Annotated in this window: 24 protein-coding genes; 14 read left to right on the forward strand and 10 right to left on the reverse strand. The window is 62.7% G+C overall.

Going from position 1 to position 19,791, the window contains the following annotated elements; genetic code table 11:
* Positions 1-96: 96 nt before the first annotated feature.
* The 3 genes from GJW30_RS16180 to GJW30_RS16190 all read left to right on the forward strand — a co-directional run bounded on the left by GJW30_RS16180 (position 97) and on the right by GJW30_RS16190 (position 2,930).
* On the forward strand, positions 97-1,128 hold the full coding sequence (locus GJW30_RS16180) for an alpha/beta hydrolase (protein WP_096357142.1): 1,032 nt from the start codon (positions 97-99) through the stop codon (positions 1,126-1,128).
* Between the two features lie 3 nt (positions 1,129-1,131).
* Positions 1,132-1,608, forward strand: a complete 477-nt coding sequence (locus GJW30_RS16185; RefSeq protein ID WP_096357144.1) for a hypothetical protein — start codon at positions 1,132-1,134, stop codon at positions 1,606-1,608.
* Between the two features lie 92 nt (positions 1,609-1,700).
* On the forward strand, positions 1,701-2,930 hold the full coding sequence (locus tag GJW30_RS16190; RefSeq protein WP_096357146.1) for an acetyl-CoA C-acetyltransferase: 1,230 nt from the start codon (positions 1,701-1,703) through the stop codon (positions 2,928-2,930).
* Here GJW30_RS16190 and GJW30_RS16195 read toward each other — a convergent pair.
* On the reverse strand, positions 2,927-3,811 hold the full coding sequence (locus GJW30_RS16195) for an alpha/beta hydrolase (protein ID WP_172887592.1): 885 nt from the start codon (positions 3,809-3,811) through the stop codon (positions 2,927-2,929). The genes GJW30_RS16190 and GJW30_RS16195 overlap by 4 nt on opposite strands.
* Entirely contained in the window at positions 3,812-4,186 is a 375-nt protein-coding gene (locus GJW30_RS22855; RefSeq protein WP_172887594.1) for a rhodanese-like domain-containing protein, read from the reverse strand. It abuts the gene before it with no gap.
* 85 nt (positions 4,187-4,271) lie between these two features.
* On the opposite strand from GJW30_RS22855, the gene GJW30_RS16200 reads away from it, so the two are divergent.
* Both GJW30_RS16200 and GJW30_RS16205 read left to right on the forward strand, forming a co-directional pair.
* Positions 4,272-5,309 carry an acyltransferase family protein gene (locus GJW30_RS16200; RefSeq protein WP_096357148.1) on the forward strand — a complete coding sequence of 346 codons (1,038 nt, stop codon included), beginning with the start codon at positions 4,272-4,274 and terminating at the stop codon, positions 5,307-5,309.
* A 68-nt stretch (positions 5,310-5,377) separates the two neighbouring features.
* Positions 5,378-6,361 carry a 2-hydroxyacid dehydrogenase gene (locus tag GJW30_RS16205; protein ID WP_130364539.1) on the forward strand — a complete coding sequence of 328 codons (984 nt, stop codon included), beginning with the start codon at positions 5,378-5,380 and terminating at the stop codon, positions 6,359-6,361.
* On the opposite strand, the gene GJW30_RS16210 is transcribed toward GJW30_RS16205, so the two are convergent.
* Positions 6,358-6,780: a DUF6636 domain-containing protein gene (locus GJW30_RS16210; protein WP_096357152.1), complete on the reverse strand. Its 423-nt coding sequence runs from the start codon at positions 6,778-6,780 to the stop codon at positions 6,358-6,360. The two genes, GJW30_RS16205 and GJW30_RS16210, sit on opposite strands and share 4 nt — an antisense overlap.
* 78 nt (positions 6,781-6,858) lie before the next feature.
* Here GJW30_RS16210 and GJW30_RS16215 point away from each other — a divergent pair, with 78 nt between their 5' ends.
* Positions 6,859-7,131 (forward strand): GNAT family N-acetyltransferase, encoded by a 273-nt coding sequence (locus tag GJW30_RS16215; protein ID WP_096357155.1) that lies wholly within the window; start codon positions 6,859-6,861, stop codon positions 7,129-7,131.
* On the opposite strand, the gene GJW30_RS16220 is transcribed toward GJW30_RS16215, so the two are convergent.
* Positions 7,128-8,723, reverse strand: coding sequence for an AMP-binding protein (locus tag GJW30_RS16220; RefSeq protein ID WP_430727081.1), 1,596 nt, complete (start codon positions 8,721-8,723; stop codon positions 7,128-7,130). The genes GJW30_RS16215 and GJW30_RS16220 overlap by 4 nt on opposite strands.
* Positions 8,724-8,835: 112 nt before the next feature.
* Between GJW30_RS16220 and GJW30_RS16225 the strand changes: the two genes are divergently transcribed.
* The 6 genes from GJW30_RS16225 (at position 8,836) to GJW30_RS16250 (ending at position 12,793) form a co-directional block, all read left to right on the forward strand.
* Positions 8,836-9,081, forward strand: coding sequence for a hypothetical protein (locus GJW30_RS16225; RefSeq protein WP_096358867.1), 246 nt, complete (start codon positions 8,836-8,838; stop codon positions 9,079-9,081).
* A gap of 11 nt (positions 9,082-9,092) precedes the next feature.
* On the forward strand, positions 9,093-9,902 hold the full coding sequence (locus GJW30_RS16230) for a crotonase/enoyl-CoA hydratase family protein (protein ID WP_096358868.1): 810 nt from the start codon (positions 9,093-9,095) through the stop codon (positions 9,900-9,902).
* A gap of 43 nt (positions 9,903-9,945) precedes the next feature.
* Positions 9,946-10,641, forward strand: a complete 696-nt coding sequence (locus GJW30_RS16235; protein WP_096358869.1) for a glutathione S-transferase N-terminal domain-containing protein — start codon at positions 9,946-9,948, stop codon at positions 10,639-10,641.
* Entirely contained in the window at positions 10,638-11,246 is a 609-nt protein-coding gene (locus tag GJW30_RS16240; RefSeq protein ID WP_096357159.1) for a 2-hydroxychromene-2-carboxylate isomerase, read from the forward strand. The genes GJW30_RS16235 and GJW30_RS16240 overlap by 4 nt, the downstream gene beginning before the upstream one ends.
* A gap of 149 nt (positions 11,247-11,395) precedes the next feature.
* On the forward strand, positions 11,396-12,115 hold the full coding sequence (locus tag GJW30_RS16245) for a hypothetical protein (protein WP_096357161.1): 720 nt from the start codon (positions 11,396-11,398) through the stop codon (positions 12,113-12,115).
* A gap of 36 nt (positions 12,116-12,151) precedes the next feature.
* A complete protein-coding gene (locus GJW30_RS16250) occupies positions 12,152-12,793 on the forward strand; it encodes a tRNA-uridine aminocarboxypropyltransferase (protein ID WP_096357163.1) in 642 nt (213 codons plus the stop codon).
* Here the strand turns inward: GJW30_RS16250 and GJW30_RS16255 are convergent.
* The 3 genes from GJW30_RS16255 to GJW30_RS16265 all read right to left on the reverse strand — a co-directional run bounded on the left by GJW30_RS16255 (position 12,790) and on the right by GJW30_RS16265 (position 15,851).
* Positions 12,790-14,070, reverse strand: a complete 1,281-nt coding sequence (locus tag GJW30_RS16255; RefSeq protein ID WP_096357165.1) for an MFS transporter — start codon at positions 14,068-14,070, stop codon at positions 12,790-12,792. The genes GJW30_RS16250 and GJW30_RS16255 overlap by 4 nt on opposite strands.
* Before the next feature lie 225 nt (positions 14,071-14,295).
* Positions 14,296-15,144 carry an amino acid ABC transporter substrate-binding protein gene (locus GJW30_RS16260; RefSeq protein ID WP_157746769.1) on the reverse strand — a complete coding sequence of 283 codons (849 nt, stop codon included), beginning with the start codon at positions 15,142-15,144 and terminating at the stop codon, positions 14,296-14,298.
* A gap of 56 nt (positions 15,145-15,200) precedes the next feature.
* Positions 15,201-15,851 (reverse strand): trimeric intracellular cation channel family protein, encoded by a 651-nt coding sequence (locus GJW30_RS16265; RefSeq protein WP_096357169.1) that lies wholly within the window; start codon positions 15,849-15,851, stop codon positions 15,201-15,203.
* A gap of 87 nt (positions 15,852-15,938) precedes the next feature.
* On the opposite strand from GJW30_RS16265, the gene GJW30_RS16270 reads away from it, so the two are divergent.
* Both GJW30_RS16270 and GJW30_RS16275 read left to right on the forward strand, forming a co-directional pair.
* Positions 15,939-16,949 carry a magnesium and cobalt transport protein CorA gene (locus GJW30_RS16270; protein ID WP_096357171.1) on the forward strand — a complete coding sequence of 337 codons (1,011 nt, stop codon included), beginning with the start codon at positions 15,939-15,941 and terminating at the stop codon, positions 16,947-16,949.
* A gap of 203 nt (positions 16,950-17,152) precedes the next feature.
* The gene (locus tag GJW30_RS16275) at positions 17,153-17,995 is read left to right on the forward strand and encodes a DUF2189 domain-containing protein (RefSeq protein ID WP_245408536.1); all 843 of its coding nucleotides are present in this window, start codon (positions 17,153-17,155) and stop codon (positions 17,993-17,995) included.
* Between the two features lie 21 nt (positions 17,996-18,016).
* Here GJW30_RS16275 and GJW30_RS16280 read toward each other — a convergent pair whose 3' ends face one another.
* The 3 genes from GJW30_RS16280 to GJW30_RS16290 are packed head-to-tail and all read right to left on the reverse strand — an operon-like array spanning position 18,017 to position 19,782.
* Positions 18,017-18,721 (reverse strand): alpha/beta fold hydrolase, encoded by a 705-nt coding sequence (locus GJW30_RS16280; RefSeq protein WP_096357176.1) that lies wholly within the window; start codon positions 18,719-18,721, stop codon positions 18,017-18,019.
* Positions 18,722-18,746: 25 nt separating this feature from the next.
* Positions 18,747-19,511: an SDR family oxidoreductase gene (locus tag GJW30_RS16285; RefSeq protein WP_096357178.1), complete on the reverse strand. Its 765-nt coding sequence runs from the start codon at positions 19,509-19,511 to the stop codon at positions 18,747-18,749.
* Positions 19,512-19,524: 13 nt separating this feature from the next.
* Positions 19,525-19,782, reverse strand: a complete 258-nt coding sequence (locus GJW30_RS16290; RefSeq protein ID WP_096357180.1) for a hypothetical protein — start codon at positions 19,780-19,782, stop codon at positions 19,525-19,527.
* Positions 19,783-19,791: the final 9 nt, after the last annotated feature.

Genomic DNA, 19,791 nt, shown 5'->3' on the forward strand with positions numbered 1-19,791 from the left:
ATGCACGCCGCGACGGGCTGATCCCCACGCGGCGCTCTCGCACTTTCGCCATCGCCCGGCATAGCCTCCGCGCCACAAGAAACTGACGGAGGAACCATGCGCGCAGCTCTCACGGCCCTGCTCTCGCTCGTCGCTACATCGGCACTCGCTCAACAGCCGCTCGACGTTCCGGCCAAGCAACTGCCGGTGCCGAACACCGTCTCGCCGCAGGTGCAGAAGCTGATCGGCGCACCGCTGCGCAATAACTGGAACATTCAGCCGAAGACCGGAGAGGAATGGAAAGTCGTCGCCGACCAAGGCGCCGAGCCGACCATCAAGAATCTGCCGAAACTGCTCGACGATCTGAAGGTGAAGGTCGAAAAGCAGACCATCGACGGCGTCCGCGTCTTCGTCGTCACGCCCGAGAAAATCCTGCCGCAGAATAAGAACCGCGTGCTGATCCACATGCACGGCGGCTGCTACGTGCTCAATCCGCGCGAAGCCGGATTGCCCGAAGCCGTGATGATCGCGGCCTTCGGCGGCTTCAAGGTGATGGCGGTCGATTATCGCATGCCGCCGGAAGCGTACTTCCCAGCCGCGCTCGACGACGGCATCACGGTTTGGAAGGCGCTGCTCAAGCAGAAGGTGAAGCCGAAGAATATCGGCATCCTCGGCACCTCGGCGGGCGGCGCGTTGACGCTCGCTATGGTGCTTAAGGCGAAAGAGTTGAAGCTGCCGATGCCGGGCGCGATCTCGTCCGGCACACCGATGTCCGACGTGACGAAGGCCGGCGACACTTTCCAGACCAACGAGATGGTCGACAACGTGCTGGTCTCGCGCGACGGGTTCTGCGATGCGGGCACCAAGGTCTACGCGAACGGGCGCGACTTCAAGGATCCCCTGCTCTCGCCGGTCTACGGCGACATGGGCGGCTTCCCGCCGACGATCCTCACCAGCGGCACGCGCGATCTCCTGCTCTCCAACACCGTCCGCGTCCACCGCAAGCTGCGCCAGGCCGGCGTGATCGCGGACCTCAACGTTTACGAAGGCCAAAGCCACGCGCATTATCTGCGTGACCACACGGCGCCGGAGACCAAAGAGGTGTTCACCGACATGGGAAAATTCTTCGACCGCCACCTCGGAAAATGACCGATGCGAAAGCGCGCGCTTGCCGTCCTGATCCTCGCCGCCTCCTGCGCCACCGCGCTTGCGGCGGCGTGGACGACTTACGGCAACGCGCGCTTCAAATACTTCGTCGATATCCCGCCCGGCTTCTCCAAGCTTGAGGAAGCCGAGAATGGCGACGGCGGCAGCGCGTCCTCGCCTGACGGAAAAGCGGAGTTCCTCGTCTGGGGCACTCACCTGGCGAACACGCGCTTCAGCGACGAAATCGCCTCGCGCGTTGGGTTGGACAGCCGCGATGGCTGGAATGTGAGTTACCGGAAAGATCAGCCCATATGGGCGGTCTGGTCAGGATCCAAGGACGGCCGCATCTTCTACACGCGCGCTATAGTCGGATGCGACGACGCCGCCGCTTTCTTTCGCCTCGAATACGACAAAGCCGTTGCGAAAGCCTACGACCCGATTGTCGCGCGGCTCTCGAAATCGCTCCGCAGCGGAAAATGCTGACCGCCGTTTCGCTTCAAGGAACGCCGCAAGGCTCAGCTTGACAGCACACGGCGGAACCCGGCAACTCGCGGAAAATCATTCGGAGAACCACCATGACGTTACGTCGCGCCGCGATCGTCTCCCCGATCCGCACCGCCGTCGGTAAATTCGGCGGCAGCCTCGCCGCGCTCAATGCGGGCGATCTCGGCGCCGTCATTCTGAAAGCGCTGATGGAGCGCACCAAGATCGATCCGGCGCGCGTCGACGACGTCGTCTTCTCGCAGGGCTACGCGAATGGCGAAGCGCCGGCGGTCGGCCGCTGGGCGTGGCTCGCCGCGGGCCTGCCGATCGAGGTGCCGGGCTATCAACTCGACCGCCGCTGCGGCTCCGGCCTGCAGGCGATCGTCAACGCGGCGCAGATGATTCAGACGGGCATGTCGGACGTGGTCGTGGCCGGCGGCGTCGAGTCGATGTCGAACGTCGAATACTACACGACCGAAGGCCGCCGCGGCGCGCGCGCCGGCGGCATGATGCTGCACGATCGCCTCACCCGCGGGCGCCTCATGTCGCAGCCGATCGAACGCTTCGGCGTCATCTCCGGCATGATTGAGACGGCCGAAAACCTCGCACGCGATTATCAGATCACGCGCCAGGCGTCGGACGCTTACGCAGTGCGCTCGCATCAGCGCGCGGCGGCCGCGTGGAAGAACGGCCTGTTCGACGATGAGCTCGTCGAGGTGCCGGTGCCGCAGCGCAAGGGCGAGCCCGTCATGTTCAAGCACGACGAAGGCTATCGTTCAGACGCGACGCTGGAATCTCTCGGCGCGCTCAAAGCCATCGAAGCGAAGACCATTCCGGGCGCCGTCGTCACCGCCGGCAATGCGAGCCAGCAGAACGATGCTGCCGCCGCCTGCCTCGTCGTCGCCGAGGATAAACTCGACGAACTCGGCCTCACTCCGATCGCTTACTTCCACAGCGCGGCCGCCGCCGGTTGCGAGCCGAGCCGCATGGGCATCGGCCCCGTCCCGGCCGTGGAGCGCCTCTTCGGCCGCACCGGCCTGAAGTGGAAAGACATCGACGTCGTCGAACTCAACGAAGCCTTCGCGCCGCAGGTGCTCGCCGTACTCAAGGGCTGGGGCTGGAGCGATACAGACAGCCGCCACGACATCCTCAACGTCAACGGCTCCGGCATTTCGCTCGGCCACCCCATCGGGGCGACCGGCGGCCGCATCCTCGCGAACCTGACGCGCGAGCTCGTCCGCCGCGACGCGAAATACGGGCTGGAGACGATGTGCATCGGCGGCGGCCAGGGCGTCGCCGCCGTGTTCGAGCGCGCGGCCTAACGCAGCCAGCGCTTGGCGAATTGGCCGACGTGTTCGAGCGCGCGCCGGCCTTCCGCGACCTTCGCGTTCCACAGCGGCCAGGCGTGGATCATGTCCGGCCAAATTTCGAGCGTGACCGGCACATCGGCGATGCCGAGTTTGCGTGCGAAACGCACCGCGTCGTCGATCAACGTTTCCGCCGAGCCGACTTGGATCAGCGTCGGCGGAAATCCGGTGACGTCCGCGAAATATGGTGACACACCGGGATCGTTGCGGCTCGCCGAACCCGCATAGGCGCTCGCGAGTTCTTCGAGATACGGCTTGTGGATCAGCGGATCGACGCCATCTTTCAACACCAGCGTCTCGCCCGACATCGTGAGATCGAGCCACGGCGATGCGAGCCAACAGCACGCCGGCAATGCCTCGCCAAGCGCGCGCAACTTCAGCACAAGCGACGCCGTGAGATTGCCGCCCGCGCTGTCGCCGCCGACGATGATCTGCTCCGGCGCAAAGCCGCGCTGGCGCAAGAATCGCCACGCCTTCAGCGCGTCTTCATGCGCGGCGGGATAAGGATGCTCCGGCGCAAGCCGATACTCGACCGCCAGCGTGCGGACACCCGCCGCCCGTCCTGCCTCGGTTACCATGCTGCGATGGCTGACGATCGAGCCGGAACAATACCCGCCACCGTGGAAGAACAGCAAAACGCGCGACGCATCGCTACCGGGCGCGAGCGACCACTCCGCCCGCACCCCGTCGCAATCGGCTTCTTCGAGTTTGATATCGCTCGCGATTGGAAACGCCGCACCGACCTCTTCGATGCGCTGACGCCGCTCGCTCCAACCGACCGGCCGCGCCTTCGACGTCAGCAGCTTCCGGATAGCGTCGATCTCGGCGTTGGCCACTTACTTCTCCACGTCGCCGCCGGCGTCGACCCAACCTTTGAAGCCGCCGAGATTCAACACCTTCTCGTAGCCGAGTTCCTTCAGCGTTTTGCCGACGAGCGCGGAGCGTCCGCCCGACGCGCAATAGGCGACAATCGTCTTGCTGCGATCGAAATTCTTGTCGTGAAGCTGCGAGCTCGGATCGGCGCGGAACTCGACGAGACCGCGCGGGATATTCACGGCGCCCGGAACTTTGCCCGCTGCGGCAACTTCGGACGGCTCGCGCACATCGAGGAACAGAACATCGCTTTTCCCGACCATCGCCTTGGCCTCATCCGGCGAAATACGCGGCACCACCGCGTTTGCCTCGTCGACCATTTGCTGAGCGGTTTTCATCGGTTCGATCCTCGATTTATTGTTGTGTCGGAGGATCATAGCATCGCTAGCCAGCCGACTTGCAAGCGCTTATCGTCGCGTCGATATGCCGTACCCGCACGACGATCCGCGCACGCAGAATAGCTACGATTTCGTACGCTTTTTCGCAGCTTCGTGTGTGCTCTACAGCCATCACTTCGATCTCGCCGGTTTCGATGAGCCGATCGTGCCGGGCTACCGAGCGGACTTCGGCCAATTCGGCGTCGCGATATTTTTCGCGTTGTCCGGATTTTTGATCTGCCAGTCGTTGCAGCGCTCGACAGATTGGGTGCGGTTCTTCGCCGCGCGTTTCTTCCGCATCATGCCGAACCTCGCATTCGTGCTGATCGTCTCATCGCTCACGACGCTCATCTGGTATCGCAACGGCGCGCATCTCTCTGCGCACACCTCATACGTCGCCGAGAACCTCGCAATGTTCGTTCGCGGCGTCACCAAATTCATCCCGGGCGTATTCGGAAATGCTGAACGGCAAGACATCAACGACCCGCTTTGGACTCTTCCCTACGAATTCTGGCTCTACGTGCTGCTCGCCGCGCTGTTTTTTGTCGGCCGCCGCTTCAGCGGGATTGCCGTAACCATTGCGGCGCTCGCGATCGCAGCGATCTGGCTCTACTGCCAGAGCGAAGACGTTGACTTCATGCTGGGCCCCCTGGAAAGCGACGACCTCTTCCGCCTCAGCGCTTATTTCCTCGCAGGGTCCTTGCTCGCAATCTTGTGGCCGCACATCAGCAGGTTCGCGATTCCGCTCGGCATCGCCGGCTTGGTGGTCGCCTTTACGGTGCGTCGCGTGACCGACGAAGAAACCGCACTCAGCGCGATAGCGCTTGCGGCCGCTGTTATCGGCCTCGGCAGTACAAAACTCCTAGCGTGGTTCGCGCGTGGCGGTGATGCATCCTACGGCATCTACGTCTTCGCTTGGCCCGTGCAACAATTTGCGCTGCTGCTCGTTGGCGCATTCTGGCCTTCGATGGCTCTTGCCTTCGTTATTACAGTCGCGATCGGTTACGCCACGTGGCACAGCTTCGAAAAGCGCGCGATGACGCTACCGGCGCGGATTTCGCGCGCCGCCCATGCGCGGGCATGAGCCGCGCAGGCTTGCACATCGCTCCAAATTCACCGTTATAGTGCTGACAAGAAACACGAAGGTTGGAAATGTCTCTCCCCCGCATCGTCGTCGTACCGCCCACTTTCGCCGCCACGCAGGAGCTCGCGCGCACGCTCGCGCCGCAGGGCTTCGACCTCGTCATTTCGGGCAGCGAACCCGCCGCCCTCGAAGCGAACCTTGCCGACGCCGAATATCTCGTCTGCTTCCCGAACGTGAAGACGGGCGACGCCCTCTTCGGCGCAGCTCCGAAGCTGAAGCTCTTCCAGCTCCTCAGTGCCGGCTACGACGACGTCGATATCGAAGCCGCGCGCCGCGCGAAAGTGCCGGTCTGCAACAACGGCGGCGCCAACGCGATCTCGGTCGCCGAACACGCCATCATGCTGATGCTGACGGTTTCCCGCCGCGTCGTATGGCAACACGACAACGTCTCGAACGGGCGCTGGCGCGGCAACGGCCCCGCCCCCCGCATGTATGAGCTGAGTGAGAAGACCCTCGGCATTGTCGGCCTCGGCACGATCGGCAAAAAGGTCGCGCGCCTCGGTCGCGCATTCGGCATGCGCGTGCAGTATTACGACATCGCGCGCCTGACCGAAGATGCCGAAGACGCGCTCGGCGTTCGCTTCCGCTTGCTCGGCGAACTGCTCGCGACCTCGGACATCGTGAGCCTTCACGTACCGCTCAACGCGTCGACCCGCCACATGATCGGCGAAACGCAACTCGCATCGATGAAGGACGAAGCCATCATCGTCAACACGAGCCGTGGTCCGGTGATCGACGAAGCCGCGCTCACCCGCGCGCTCGCCGACAACAAGCTGTTCGGTGCCGGCCTCGACGTGTTCGACCAAGAACCGCCGCAACCCGACAATCCGCTCTTCAAGCTTCCGAACGTTGTGCTCACGGCGCATTATGCCGGGCCGACGTGGGACAACCAGATTGCCCGGCTCCGTAACGCCTACGACAACGTGCAACGTGTCGCGCGCGGCGAGAAGCCGCTGTGGGTCGTGCCCGAGCTTGCCGAACTGGTGCGCTAAAAGATCTTCTGCGCGGCGCGCGACAATTCGAAACCCGCACCGCGATTGTTCCGGCACGTCATGCCGCTTTCAGCCGAATAGCACGTGAAGCCGTCCTTCTGCCACGTCTGACCGTATGGCAGAACGCGTACGCCCGGATCCGCGACCGTATCGCCGACGCAAATGCGCATCGCCTTGGTCGCATTCGCCGTAACTTCGAACGAGCGTCCGTATTCGAGATCGCAGTCGCGCGGGCGCGGCGGTTGCCGATTGGACACCTGCATCAAATCGCAGCGCACCGACGGCGGCCCGTCGCCCTTAAAGTAGTTGCAGTAGATGTTGCGCGACGGGCTCGCGAAATTGTCGCCGTCGACTGTTTGCGCATGGGTGGGTGCGAACGACGCAAGCAATAGCGCCGCCGCAATGATCGTTGTTTTCAAGTTCGCCTCTCTCATCTGTCGGCGCTAAGCTACAGGCATGCTATCGCGGCCATCAAGCCCGCAACGGAGTTCGTCTATATGCCGGTGGTTCAGAACAATGGAAAGTCCCGCTTCGAGCTTGAAGTCGAAGGCCACACCGCGATCGCGGCTTACACGCTCGCCGGTGATGTGATTACCTTCACGCACACTGAGGTTCCGAAGGAACTCGGCGGCAAAGGCGTCGGATCGCAATTGGCGAAAGGCGCGCTCGATAGCGTCAGGGCGCAAAAGCTGCGCGTCATTCCGCGCTGCCCATTCATCAAGGCCTATATCGAGAAGAACGCCGAATATCAGGATTTGCTGGCGCACTAACCGCGAGCGCTTTCGTCGGCCAGCATCTTTCGCAACTCGTTCTTCGCGATCTTTTCCAGCGTCGCGCGGGGAAAGCTATCGACGATGCGAACTTCGCGCGGGTGCTTGAACGACGCCAGCGCCTTCGTGCAAGCCGCAAGCACCGTGTCGCCGAGTCCCGGAGCCGCTGCGTCTTTGCCGCCCGCCGGCAGAATGAAGGCGACCGGCACTTCGTCGAGCATCTCGTGCTTCCTCGCGACAACAGCAACTTCGGCAATTCCCGGCACTGTCAGGATGACGCGCTCGATCTCGGACGCCGCGACATTCTCGCCGCCGACTTTGAGCATATCCTTTGCGCGATCCGCAAAGATCAGGAAGCCGTCGTCGGCCAGCATCACCAAATCGCCGGTGATGAAATAGCCGTCGTCGGTGAACGACTCTCGCGTCGCTTTCTCGTTGCCGAAATACTCGGCGAAGAGCGACAGCTTCGGAACGCCGCGAATGAACAGCGAGCCGGTCTCACCCGGCCGCACGTCCTTCCCGTCGTCGTCGCGCACCGAAATTTCGTATTCGGGCGCGACGCGCCCCATCGACATCGATCGGTTCGGCAGGTGGATGTTGCCCACGATGCCGTGCGTGATCGTCTCCGTCATTCCCCACCAGCCGAGCGAACGCACATTGAAATGCGCGTCGGTCGGCGGATCGCACACCGCGCTGCCCCACCACCGGTAGGAATGCTTCGGCACCTCATGCTGCATCAAAGCACGCACGCAGAACGGCACCATTGAAGTCCAGGTGCAGCCGTGCTTCAGCGATGTCGGCCAGAAACGCGACGCCGAGAAGCGCGGCTGCACGACACAGGTTCCGCCGGCCCACAACGTCGCAAGCACCGAATAGCACTGTGCGTTGGTGTGGAAGAGCGGCATGGTCACGAGATGGATGTCGCTCGCCCGCAAGTCTTCGTGCAACGCACAGATCTTCCCGCCCCACAATGCGTTGGCATGCGTCCACAGCACAGCCTTCGGCCGCGAGGTCGTGCCAGACGTGAATTGAATGCTGAACGGCGCGAGCGGATCGCGCGGTCGCGCCGGCAGATCAGCGGGATCGGCATCGATCCTCCAGAACGACGCATCCGTAGACGGACGCGAGAGCGGCTCATCGCCGTTGTCCGTGTCCGTCACGGCGATCCAGCTGACGCCTTTGCAGGCCTCAGCGACAAGCTCAGCGAACTTCGGCTGCGTAATGGCGGCAACTGCGCCGCTGTGATCGCAATAATACGAAAGCTCATCGCCACTCGATCGCGCGTTCGTCGTCACGGCGACTGCACCCGCATAAGCGCAGCCGAACCAAGCGAACACGGCTTCGGGGCAGTTATCGAGAAGAACGAGGACGCGCTCGCCGGATTTAACGCCGCGCCGATGCAGCCCAGCCGCGAACCGCGCGACTTGGTTGGCGAAGGCCGCGTAGCTCCACGTCTTCCCCTCGCCCGTGAACGGCTCCCAAATCATGAACGGCTTATCGCCGTTGAGATCGCGGCGCAGTTCGATCAACGAGCGGATATCCTGCCCGACGAACGTATGCGTATTGCCGATCTGCGGAATCCGCGAAGTCACCATCTGCCTCCCTGGCGGCCCAGTTTTCGGTCACTTGTGAGCCTTGGCGGCGAAAGCTACGCTATCGAATACGGGTGAACAACCGTTCGAAAAACAACCGGGGGAAGTGCCGATGAGCGACGTTCCGACACCGCAGGTCGCAACATGGCGCAAGGTGGTTGCGGCGATCCTCGATTTCCTCACCGTCTTCTTTGTCGGCGGCTACATCGTCGGCGCTTCGACCGGCAACTTGACGTCCAGTGGGTTCAAACTCGAAGGGATGTCCGCCCTCCTCTTGTTTATCCTGATCATTGCGTATTTCTACGTCGGCCGAAAAATCCTCGGCGGTACGCTATGGCAACGCATTCTGAGCGCATGAAGGTTTTTAAGATGAGTGACGATAAACGAGTTTCCGTAACAATCGACAATGGTGTCGCGGATGTGCGCCTCGTGCGCGCCGAGAAGATGAATGCGCTCGACGACAAGATGTTCGAGGCCATCATCGCGGCGGGCGAGAAGCTCAAAAGCGAACGCAGCGTTCGCGCTGTGGTGCTCTCCGGTGAAGGTCGCGCCTTCTGCGCCGGCCTCGACACCAGCCGCTTCGGCCAGATGGCCGACGGTAGCGCGCGGTCCGGCGCGATCGATCGCTTGATCAAGCGCCGCAGTGGCCCGGCCAACATGCCGCAATATGCAGTGTGGGTCTGGCGCGAGCTGCCGATGCCGGTGATCGCGGCCGTCCACGGCACCGCGTTCGGCGGCGGCTTCCAGCTCATGCTGTCCGCCGACATGCGCTACATCGCTCCGGACACCAAGCTGTCCATCATGGAAGCCAAATGGGGCCTCGTCCCTGACATGTGCGGGATGCAGCTGATGCGTCACATCGTGCGCGACGACATTGCCCGCGAGCTCACCTACACGGCGCGCGTCTTCTCCGGCGAAGACGCGTTGCGCTACGGCTTCGCGACGCGGCTCGCCGCCGATCCGCACGCGCAGGCGATGGCGACCGCTCGCGAGATCGCGAACAAGAGCCCTAACGCCGTGCGCGCCGCCAAACGTCTCTTCACGGCCGCGACGGCCGCGGGCGAAGCCGAAATGCTGATGGCGGAATCGGTCGAGCAGGAAAAGCTGATCGGCAGCCCGAACCAAAAAGAGTCGATCATGGCCAATCTTCAGAAGCGCGCGCCGAACTTCGCAGACTAGCGCTTTCCTGTTGGCACGTGTGAAGGCAAAGAAAGAAACCACAATGATCGATCTTCACTACTGGCCGACGCCGAATGGCTGGAAGGTCACGATCTTCCTCGAGGAGGCGGAGCTTCCCTACACGCTCAAACCGGTGAATATCGGGCGCGGCGAACAATTCGCGCCCGACTTCCTCAAGATCAGCCCAAACAACCGCATGCCGGCAATCGTCGACCACGCGCCGGCCGATGGCGGCGCGCCGATCTCGGTGTTCGAGACCGGTGCGATCCTGATCTACCTCGCCGACAAGGTCGGCCGCTTTCTGCCGCGTGAGACGCGCGCACGCACCCGCGTCACCGAATGGTTGATGTGGCAGATGGGCGGCCTCGGCCCGATGATGGGCCAGCACGGCCACTTCAAGCTCTACGCGAAGGACAAAATCCCCTACGCGATTCAGCGATACCGCGACGAGGTCAGCCGCCTCTTCGGCGTACTCGACAAGCAGCTCGGCCGCTCCGGTGAGTTCGTCGCGGGCGACTACTCGATCGCCGACATGGCGATCTTCCCCTGGGTGCGCATCTGGAAAGCGCAGGAAATCCCCCTCGCCGATTTCGCCAACATTCAGCGCTGGCACGACATGATGTGGGAACGCCCGGCAGTGTTGCGCGCCATGAAGGTCGGCAAGGAGCTTCGCGCCCCGCTGATGGACGAAAAAGCGCGCAGCATCCTCTTCGGGCAGACGGCGGAGAACACGCGATGATCGAGTTCTACTTCGACATATCGAGCCCGTGGACTTACCTCGCCTTCCACAACATCCAGCCGCTCGCCGCCGAGCTGAACGTGCCGATCACGTGGAAGCCGATCCTCGTCGGCGGCGTGTTCAACACCGTCAACCCAAGCGTCTACGCCTCGCGCGAAAAGCCGGTCCCGGCCAAACAGCGCTATCTCCGCAAGGACCTCGCCGATTGGGCCCGCTACACGGGCCTGCCGATCCGCTTTCCGCCGAGCGTCTTCCCGGTCAACAGCGTCAAGGCGATGCGCGCCTGCATCGCGTTAGAGCCTGAAGGCAAGCTGCCAGACTTGGCCCGCGCCGCCTTCGAGACCTATTGGGGCGACGACCAGGACATCTCGCAGGACGCTGTGCTCGCCGAAGTCTGCGCGAAGGCGAAGGTCGATTGGCCCGCGCTGCATGCCCGCATCCAGGAACAACCCGTGAAGGACGCGCTCAAGCGCAACACCGACGAGCTCATCGAGCGCGGCGGGTACGGCTCCCCGACGATCTTCGTCAACGGCACGGACATGTACTTCGGCAATGACCGCCTTCCCCTCGTCCGCGACGCCGTGCTGCGCCTACAGCGAAGCTGAAACGGTTTCCGAAATGACACAGTGCGACAAAGTGTCGATCGAGGCGCCTCACACCACTGTGCGTTGATCCCGGCAACGCGTAGCCTTCAACTTGGCGGCGGCTCGCAACAAGGTCCGATCAAGGTCCGGCTCCGTCAGGGAATGCCGGAATGCGCCTGCGTGTCGTCGTTGCTTCGCTCGTCGTCGCGCTCGCAGGCTGTGCGACACGCGACGCCCATTCCTCCGGCAGCGCCTACCAAGTCGACACCGCCGAAGTCTCGGAAGCCGGCCGCTGCAAGATCGAAGGGTGGACGTCCTTCGGCGGCCACGGCGATTTCTTCTCGGCCGTCAGCCCGGCGTGCTCGATGTACTTCTTGCGGCCGATTGAACTCGGCGCGCAGTTCAGCCGCTCCCGCATCGACGGCGAATGGGCGACCACCGCCCAGCCGAAACTGAAGGTCAACTTCATCCCGGGCGAGATCGGCAAGTTCGGCGTCGGTTTCACGGTCATCCCGCAGATCGACCTCATCACGGGCGAACTCACAGCGATCGCCTTCAACGCACCCTTCACGATGCGGACGAGCGAGAATACGCGCTTCAACGTCAACGTCGGCTGGACGCACGACCGCCAGACCTCGAAGGATTTTCTGACCTACGGCTTCGGGCTCGACATCCGCACGCCCAAGAACGATTGGATATTCACGGCCGAGGTGTACGGCCAACTGAACAGCGGCGTTCAAGGCCCGGAGGTTCAGCCGCGGTTCCAGGTCGGCATCCGCTATCGCCCGATCGACCCCTGGTCGATCGACCTCCTGTACGGCCGCAACATCACGGGTGAAGGCAACAACTGGATCACGGTCGCGACGACCTACCGCTTCTCGGTCAAGTAGCTTCACGTTGGCGCCGCGACCCAGTATAGCGGCGCGATGACGACCGCCGACGCCTCGACCGACTGCCCGCGCTGCCACAAACCGCAAGCGCTATGCGTCTGCGACTCCATCGCGGTCGAGAAGAACCGTATCGCTCTGCTCGTGCTTCAACACCCGCAAGAGCAAGACCGCACGCTCGGCACCGCCTTCCTCGCGGCCGCCAGCCTCACCAACGCTCAGGTGCGTATCGGTCTCTCGTGGCCGAGCCTTTCGAAAGCGCTCGGCGCCGAGGCCGATCCCAAGCGCTGGGCGGTGCTCTATCTCGGCTCGTCGAAGGCCGAGACCCTCGCGCCGAACCAAGACGTCGTGTTCCTGTCGCGGAAAGGCGAAGCCGATCCCAATCAAAGTGCCGGGTCGATAGACGGTGTCATCCTTCTCGACGGCACGTGGAGCCAAGCGAAAGCATTGTGGTGGCGCAACGCCTGGCTGCTGAAATGCCGTCGCGTGATCCTCGGACCGAAGCGCCCGTCGCGTTACGGAAAACTCCGCCGCGAGCCACGACGTGACGGTCTCTCGACCATCGAGGCCGCCGGCATGTTGCTCGCGCGCCTCGAAGGCAAAACCGAGATCGAGACGACACTCAATACGAATTTCGAGAAGATGCTCGCGCGCTACCGCGAAGTCGCGAAATCGGCCTAGCCGGCTTTCGGCGTCCGGCCTGCAACGCTACGGACCTTGCCGGGAGCCGCCATCCATAACGCAATGCCCGACAGCGCGCTGATGCCGATCGCGATCGTGAACGCGATGAAATAGTCGTCGTACTGATCGTGCAGCAGCCCAGTGAGCCACGGGCCGCAAGCTCCTCCCGCGAGAGCCGCAACCATCAGCGTCCCGAAGATTGCGCCGAAGTGCTTTCCCTCGAAAATCTCGGCGACCACCGCACCCATGATCGACGTCACGCCATAGCCGAGGAAGCCCTGCGCAATCACCATCACGTAGAGCAGAACAAAGTTCGGATGGCTCTTCAGGAGAATCAAGCACACGTAGCAAATCACAAACCCCGCCGTGCTGATCGACCAGACCAACTCGCGACCGATGCGATCCGACACGTGACCAAGCCAGATCTGACCCGGTATGCCGAAGAGACTGACGAAGCCGAGCGCCCAAGCCGCCGCTTCCGCGTTGAAGCCGATTTCGGTGAGATACTTCGTCTGATGAATCTGCACCGCGTACCAAGCGTACAACCCGCAGAAGAGACAGAGCGCGAGCCACCAGAACCGCGCCGTCTTCACCGCGCGCGCGAGCGTCCAGTCGATCGCAGCCCATTCCTGATCGACGACATTGGATTGCACCTTCACGCCCGCAACTGGCGCACCGTCGCCATCCGGATAAAGGCCCATATCCTCCGGCCGCTTGCGCAGCAGGAAGTTGATCGGCGCAAGGACGACCAGAACGATCAGACCGAGAACCACGCAGGCATTACGCCAGCCGATGCTCCCGATCATGTGCTGGAACCACGGCAGCAACGTAATCGAACCGACACCAACTCCTGCGAACGCGATCCCGACCGCTAACCCGCGCTTGCGCACGAACCAATTCGGCAGAAACAGCGACTGGCCCGAATAGCCGAGACAAACGCTGCCGCCGCCAACAAGGACTCCGATAGTTGCGTAGAGATGCCACGGCTGCGTCGTCAGCGGCGCCAGCAAAAGCCCCGCGCCCATGAGCACGACGCCGAGCTCCATCACGGCGCGCGGACCGTACCGATCCATGATGCGACCGATAACGGGGCTTAAAATGCCGGATACGACAAAGCCAAAAGAGAAGGCTCCCGCCGTCACCCCCCGCTGCCAGTTGAATTCGTCGACGATCGGCGAAAACAGCAAAGAGAACGCGGTGCGCGCGTTCACGCCGATGCCCATCGTCACGAAGGTCACCGCGACGACGATCCAACCGTAGAAGAAGGGTAACCGCATCACACCTAACCACGCCGGACAAATCCGGCGACTCAACGTAAGGTTGAAAATCTAGCGGCCCAATCGCCGAAGAACAATGCGGCGGGACGCTCTCATTCCGAATGCGCCTTATGCGCAAACTGCAATTGCGTATCGATTAACGCGATCGCCGAAACACGCCGTCAGTGAAAGAGATTTTGCGTTTGGTCAACTGTCAGAATTTCCAGGCACGCGTCGGTCCTTCGGCTAATCCGGAATCCCGTTGATCGCGACCATGATCTTAAGCAACTCATCCGGCGGCGCACCGAACGCGCGTTGAATCGCGGCCTCCGCCGCGCCGGTGCGATAAAGCCGCGCGAGCGTGCGATCGACTAGCAAACGGAACTTGTAATCGCCCGGCGCGAACGCAAGACCATATGTCTCGTAGCTGAAGTAGCGCTTTCCGAGCTGCAATCCCTCCGGCACGTCTTTGCGGAACAGTAGCGACGCCAGGATCGAACGGTCGCCGAAGTAAACGTCGATTTTGCCGGCCGAAAGCGAACCAGCGCCCTCGCCGTGATCGTTCATCGGCACGACCGTCGCTTTGATACCAAGCTGCTCGAGCGATGATCGCAGCAATTCGGCGCTGGTCGTGTTGGTCAGCACGCCGACGCGTTTGCCGGCCAGACTCTCGAAGCTCGGATACTCGGTGCCGTTACGTGACAGCATCGCGGCGCCGTCAACAAATGTCGGGATCGAGAAGTCGACAATCTGCCGCCGCGCGATCGAGACCGACGACGCCTCGCAGAGAATATCGATGTCGCCTTTGGTGACTTGCTCGAAACGGTTCGATGCGGTGACAACGACGTATTCGATCTGAAGCTGCTCGTTGCCGACCGCACGCTTCACGGTGCTCGCCACTTCGCGGCAAAGATCGACGATGTAGCCTGTCGGCCGGCCACCTGCGTCCTGGAAGGAATGCGGCCGCGCATCGGCCCGATAGCCGATGCGGAACACGCCCTTTTCTTTGACGCGCTCGAGTGTGTCGGCATGCACCGGCGAGGCAAAAACAAAGCCTGCCAGCAATAAACTGATAGCGGCAACCCAGCGGCGCATGTCGACCCAAACTCCCATTCGGACGGAAGCTGAGCACCCGCGCCTGCAACTTGCAACTACTGGAGATCTTCGACTTCCTGCGGCGTGCGGCCTGGACGTGGACGATAGGTCGGCAGCGACCACCCGTATTTCAGCGCCAAACTGCGGATCACAAGACAACTCAGGAAACCGGCGCCCGCCGCAACCGGCGTCGTCGCGCCGATACGCAGCAACCCGACGAAAATGGCTGCACCGATCAGCGCGGCGGTCACATAAATCTCTTTGCGGAGGATCAGAGGGCTCTCTCCGCCCAACAAGTCACGCGCGATGCCGCCGCATGTCCCGGTGATGACACCCATCACGACCGCAACGAACGGGCTGACCCCGACTGAAAGCCCGACATTCGCGCCGATGACGCACGCCACCGACAGCCCGACCGCATCGAACCAAAGCAGGACACGGAAGCGAGACTCCGGAATATGCGCCGTGAAGAAAACCACCACCGCCGTCGCAACGCAGATCGCGAGGTAAGCGGGATCGTCGACCCAAAACACGGGCACGCGCCCGAGCACGAGGTCGCGGAACGTCCCGCCGCCAATGCCCGTCACGGTCGCCAGGAGCGCAAAACCGAACACGTCCATCTGCTTGCGCGAGGCAACCAAGGCTCCGGTCACCGCGAAGACGCAGACCCCGAACAGATCGAGCACCGTTGCCAAACCACCGAACATCGCTTTTCCCCGCTCCGAGCTCGTGATACCTTCCTCATATTAAACCAATACCGATTGAGCCAATTTGGAATTGCAAGGGAGCTGGCGATGGATGCGCGGGTAGACGAGCAACCCATCTCGACCAAGGAGCCGGGCGTCGTCGCGGCGGGCGTTTACGCCGGCGGGCGCAACGTCAAATACATCACGATCGATGAAATCGGCGAGTGGTTCGGTAAGGTCGGCCACGTCGTCTGGGTGGGCTTGTATGAACCGAGCGAGGACGTGCTCGGTCGCGTTCAAAAACAGTTAGGTCTGCACGACCTCGCCATCGAGGATGCGAGCCAACCTCATCAACATCCGAAGATCGAGCAATATGGCGACGGCCTCTTCATCGTCGCCCGAACTGCACAAATCGTCGAAGGCGAAATAGGGTTCGGCGAGACGCATCTCTTCGTCGGGCCCGGTTATGTGGTCTCGGTGCGGCATGGCGCTTCGGCGTCGTACCAAGCCGTGCGCATACGTTGCGAATCCTGCCCACGCGCCCTTGCGCACGGCGAAGACTACATCCTCTACGCGACGCTCGACTTTATCGTCGACAACTACATGCCGGTGGTTGAGAGCATCCATCGCGAGGTCGACCAGATCGAAGACGATGTCTTCACCAACTCGGTCGAACAGAAAGACATCCAACGCCTATACCGTCTCCGCCGCGACCTCCTCCGCTTGCGCAACGCAATCGCGCCGCTTGGCGATGTCTGCCGCCGTCTCGAACACATTGACATCGGCGTCATCGACCGCGAAGTCCAGATCTACTTCCGCGACGTCAACGACCATGTGCGCCGCGTTCAGGAAGAGATCGACTCGCTGCGCGAAGTTCTCACCTTCGCCTTCGAAGCCGCCCTGATGGCCGGTCAGTCCGAGCAGAACGTTATCACGCGTAAGCTCGCCGCTTGGGCCGCCATGTTGGCCGTCCCCACCGCCATCGCGGGCATCTACGGCATGAACTTTGAGAAGATGCCGGAGCTCAAAACCGAGTACGGATACTTCGTGGTACTTGCGGTTATCGCGACGCTTTGCTCGCTCCTCTTCGTAAAGCTAAAACGTGACAAGTGGCTGTAGCGTTTCTGCTGCAGCGCAACACAGGGTTGGCTGACCGAGCCGCGATGAGCTGAGACAACCTTGCCGGTAAGGCGTAGACTTGCGGTTGCAGGTCGCGCCGGTGTGACCGGCTTCTCTGTGTCACACGACGCGACCTCCTGACACGTCAGGAGGAAATGATGACACACCATGACGTTGCGCACGCGGACGCCACGGATCCCCCGTTGGCTGGTGTCCGCACTCTCTCGACCGAAGATCTCAAAGCTGCACTCTCGAAAGGCCTCGACGATTTCTGGGCAATGCCGACCCACGCGATCTTTTTGTGCCTGATCTATCCGATCGTCGGCTTATTTATCGCGCGCTTCACCTTCGGCTACGAAGTGCTTCCGCTCCTTTTCCCGCTGGCCGGCGGTTTCGCGTTGCTCGGCCCGTTTGCGGCGATCGGCCTCTATGAGTTGAGCCGCCGGCGCGAGCATGGTCTCGACACCACATGGAGCCACGCCTTCGACGTGCTGCGCTCACCGAACCTCGGCGCAATCGTCATGCTCGGCTTCCTGATGGTGGCGGTGTTCCTCATCTGGATCGCGGTCGCGCAAGCGATCTACATCAGCCAGTTCGGCTACGGGCCGCCCGCCTCGGCCCGGTCCTTCATCGATCGTGTCTTCACGACTCCTGAAGGTTGGCGTTTGATCCTGATCGGCAATGGCGTCGGCTTACTGTTCGCCGTCACCGCGATGACGTTGACCGTCATGTCGGTCCCGATGCTGATCGACCGGCAGGTCTCCGCCGCAACCGCGATCGCGACATCGATCCGTGTCGTCGTCGCCAATCCTGTCGTGATGGCGATGTGGGGCTTAATCGTCGCGGCCGGTTTAGTCGTCGGATCGATCCCGCTGTTTTTCGGGCTCGCCGTCGTCATGCCGGTGCTCGGCCATGCGACGTGGCATCTCTATCGCCGCGCCGTGAACGCCGACATGTTCGCGCCGCACGAATACCGCGAGCCGTCAGCGACGCATCGCGTCGCCGCGGATTTCCCGGTGTCGCTGTTCAAACGCGAACGCGATTGACGCGAGATTGCAGGCGATCGCCTAACCCGCGATCGTCTGCAGGATCTTCATCAACGCATCGGGCGCCGTGATGTGCGGGTTGTGGGTAGCGTCGATCTCGAACGTGCCCCACCCCTCGTGTCGCGCGCGCTCGTATGACGGCCGGAAGCCGTCGCCCGGCATGCATTGCTTGCAGTAGATGTAGTAGCGCGGCAGCGTCAGCGGCCCGTTGAGCAGCCGCAGCGGCGTCGAGAATGTCTTTATCGGCTGCGGCATGCGGCGCGGCATCGCCCAGGCTTTGTCGTCCTCCGCAGTATCCGGCGGCATCGGATTGACCGGCAGCCGCCACCCCTCACCCTCTTTGTCGGCCCGCTCACGCATACCGGCCGCGCGCTCCGTCGGCATCATGTCGAAGGCGCTCTGCCCGTCCTGCGGCGCGAAGGCATCGAGATAAACGAGCTTCGCGACGCGCTCGCGCGCACGATCCGCGATGCCGGTCGACGTCATGCCCCCGTAGCTGTGTCCGAGCAGCACGACATCTTTGAGGTCGTGGTATTCGAGCACGTTGACGACGTCGGTGATGTGCGTGTCGAGGTCGACATTCGGGTTGGCGAGATGATTACGCTCGCCCATGCCGGTGTAACTCGGCGTCACCAGCTCGTGTCCGGCGGCCCGCATGCGCGGATGCATTTTCTTCCAGGCCCAGCCAGCCGACCACGCACCATGCGCTACAACGAATGTCGCCACGTTCCCTCCGAGGGTTGTTGTTCGTCTACCAGTGGCTGAGGAAGCCACCGTCCACGGCCAGCGTGTGGCCCGAAATGTAGCTCGCGGCGTCCGACGCAAGGAAGACCGCGGCCCCCGCGATTTCCTCAGGTCTGCCCCACCGCCCGAGCGATGTCCGCTGCGCAAGAAACGCGGCGTTAGCGGGGTCCTCGACCATCGTCCGGTTCGGCTCCGTGGCAAAATAGCCGGGCGCGATCGCGTTGACCGTGATCCCGAGCGGTCCCCACTCGGCCGCAAGCGCCTTGGTGAGGCCCGTGAGCCCGGCCTTGCTGGCTGTGTAGCTTGCATCTCCCGCGCGCGAGATATGACCCGCAATCGACGTGATGTTGATGAGCCGGCCGGCCTTGGATTTCTGCAGCAGCGGCAGCGCGAGGCGCGAGACCATTGCGGGCCCGAGCAAATTGGCTTCGATCAAACGCGCGGTGCTCGCCGCATCCGTATCCGCGAGCGCGCGGCGATCGCGGATGCCGGCGTTGTTGACCAGAATATCGATCCGACCGTGCTTCCGCGCGATCGTATCGATAGCCGCGACGACGGCGGTTTCATCGGTGGCATCGAACGCAAGCGCTTCCGCGGAAAGCTTGTCACCACGGAGCGACAACGCTGCAGCCTCGAGCCGCTCGGCGTTGCGTCCATTCAGAACAACGTGCGCGCCCGCTTCCGCGAGCCCGCGCGCGATGGCGAGGCCGAGGCCTTGGCCGCCGCCGGTGATAAGCGCGATGCGCCCATCGAGAGAGAACGGCGGCGGCATGAGGCTGTTTCGACTAGGTGCCGACTGCGTCGCCGACGCATTTCTTGACGTGGCTGTTCTTGGCAGCGCCGGCGAGCTTCTTCTCTTTGGCCGAGATGTCGCAAGACGCCTTGGCGTCCTTCTCACACTTGGTCATGAAGCTTTTCAGCGCAGCGCCCGCGAGCTTCTTCTCGGTTGCGGTTGCTTTGCAGGACGACGTAGCGGCAGCGGTTTGGGCGTAGGCGCCGGTGGCGCCGAACGAAAGAGCGAGAGCGAGAACAACGGCTTTCATTGCTTCCTC

Source organism: Variibacter gotjawalensis, from assembly GCF_002355335.1.
Lineage (GTDB): Bacteria > Pseudomonadota > Alphaproteobacteria > Rhizobiales > Xanthobacteraceae > Variibacter > Variibacter gotjawalensis.